The organism is Sphingobacterium sp. UBA7253 (assembly GCF_002472745.1).
GTDB lineage: Bacteria > Bacteroidota > Bacteroidia > Sphingobacteriales > Sphingobacteriaceae > Sphingobacterium > Sphingobacterium siyangense.
In genome coordinates, this window is sequence record NZ_DKSP01000146.1 from 5,277 (window position 1) to 7,937 (window position 2,661).

1 protein-coding gene is annotated in these 2,661 nt (G+C 43.2%); it reads left to right on the forward strand.

The window, feature by feature from the left end; translation table 11 throughout:
- The coding region (locus B2X72_RS15020; protein WP_286850377.1) for a SusC/RagA family TonB-linked outer membrane protein at nucleotides 1-2,661 on the forward strand (2,661 nt) is incomplete at both ends.

Genomic DNA, 2,661 nt, shown 5'->3' on the forward strand with positions numbered 1-2,661 from the left:
GATCGATCAATGCTGGTTCGGATCCATTGTACGTTATTGATGGTTATCCAGCAGGGAACAATCTCAATATCAACCCCAATGATATTGAGTCTATCGATGTTTTAAAGGATGCCGCTTCTGCTGCGATCTATGGGTCCCGTGGCGCTGGTGGTGTTGTATTGATTACAACCAAGCGTGGCAAGGAAGGTAAAAGTAATGTGGACTACGAAGTATTGGGGGGCTTTGGTCAGCTTTCCAAGAAAATCGATGTTTTAAATTCGGAACAGTTTATTGATCTCTTGATTGATGGCCGTAACAATTCCTATAAAGACCTTCTGGCTACGAAAGGGATCGCTTGGAGCGATAGTAGACGCTTTGATGATAATACAACGCGTATCGCCAATGTCGGAAATGCCGGTTCAGTAAGTATTCCTGAAGACTACTATGACTTTGCGTCCGGTACAGCAAAAAAAGCGAAATATGATACGGATTGGCAGGATGCCTTATACCGTAATGCTCCTTTCCAACGTCATAATCTCTCTACGTATGGCGGTAACGAAAAAAATCGCTATTTCTTAAGTGGATCTTATCAGAATCAACAAGGGATCATGCTGGGGACGGATCAAAAAGTCTTTAATTTTCGTGCCAATATCGATAGCAAAGTAAGCAAGAGGTTGACCGTTGGCGCAAATGTTTCGTTTACATATAACGACAATAACGAGGTGACGACAGGCCGTTACGACAGAAGTCCGTCTATGGCGGCTTTAATCTATCTGCCGACACTGCCGGTTTATAATGAAGATGGAACCTATGCCAAATACCTGATGGCCGATCTTTCGGCGAATAATTACGGTATCCAGAACCCTGAAAATCCACTGGCTTATGTTACTGAGATTAAAAACAACCGTCGCGGAAAAAGAGGAGTATACAACGCCTTTGCAGATTTTTCCATTATGGATGGCCTAAATCTAAAAGTAAACGGTGGACTGTCTACTTATGACGAAAAGTATGATTATTTCCGTCCGACAAGTATATCCGATGGAAACAACAAACCGTTTTCACCGCAGGCAATTTCTGCTGCCTATGCAGATGCCAAGACAAAAAATGAATTGGACAAATTGCTGGAAACAACGCTAAACTATAACAAGACCTTTGGTGGTAAACATCAGGTATCTGCGTTATTGGGCTATTCGGCTCAACGAACAGATTATGATTATCAAGGTGTGAGAGCCAACGGTTTTAATAATAATGCAATTGGAGAAATTACAGATAAAGGAGCCGATCCTTCTAATTTCCAATTGCTAAAAGACGATACGTTCAAACGTACGACAACGCTCCAGTCTTATTTCAGCCGCGTAAATTACAGCTTCGATTCGAAATATTTCCTTTCGGCATCCATTCGTACTGACGGTTCGTCACGCTTTGGACCGAACAGTAAATGGGGAACTTTCCCATCGGTTTCAGCCGGCTGGACCCTCTCCAAGGAAGAGTTTTATACGGATTGGTTAGGGCAACAATCGACAGTCAAACTAAGAGCGAGCTGGGGACGTAGTGGAAATAATAATATTGGTGATTACAATGCGATATCCGTGATCAACTCACCAGCGGGTGTGATCCTTGGGGATAAAGTAGAGACCTCTTATACAGCAGGCAATCTACTCGATCCAAAATTGAGCTGGGAAACAACTTCGCAATATAACGCTGGTCTTGATCTCGGTTTGTTGAAAGGCCGCCTCAACATTATGACCAACTTTTACCTGAGCCGTTCCTTCAATTTATTATTCAACCAGCCACTCTCCGCTGTATCTGGATCAACAACGATCTTGACCAATCTGCCAAATTCGAAGGTGCAGAATAAAGGTTTTGATCTACAGATTGATGCAACACTGATTCGCAAAAATGAATTTGAATTAGGATTCAGTGGGAATATCAATGTCAACAGAAATAAAGTGCTCGATCTTGGTGGGGCTTCTACCATCCTGACGAATGGTGCTGAACGCTCCTACTTAACGCATATTACACAAGAAGGAAGTCCAATTGGTATGTTCTATGGTTTTAAAGTTCTGGGTGTTGCAACAGAGGAAAACTATAAAACTGTCGCACCTTCAGCGGCTTCAACAACCCCGCTACAACCTGGAGACCTTTATTTTGAAGATGTAGATGGCAATGGTATCGTCAATGATGCCGATAAACGTGTGATCGGCAATCCGCATCCTAATTTCACCTATGGCTTTGCCGTCAACGCACGCTATAAGGCATTTGATCTACGGGCATCATTTAATGGCTCCCAAGGGAATAAAGTGCTGGATGGCTATGATTATTACCTCTACAATATGGAAGGTTCCGGTAACCAATATGCGGATGTCGCACAACGCTACCGTTCGGCTCAAAATCCGGGAAATGGTAAAGTCTACCGTGCATCACGTGGCGGTACGCAAAGTAACAGTACACGTCTTTCCGATTTTTATCTGCAGGACGGTTCATTCTTGCGTATGACAAATATTGCCTTGGGTTATAATCTTCCCAAAAGTCTAGCGGAAAAACTAACACTTTCTGGGGTAAGGGTCTACGCGACCGTGGACAATCCATTTACGATTTCTAAATACAAAGGCTACAATCCGGAACCGGATTATAATCAACGCGGCAACCTGACTCCAGGTGTGGATTATGGGCTTTATCCAT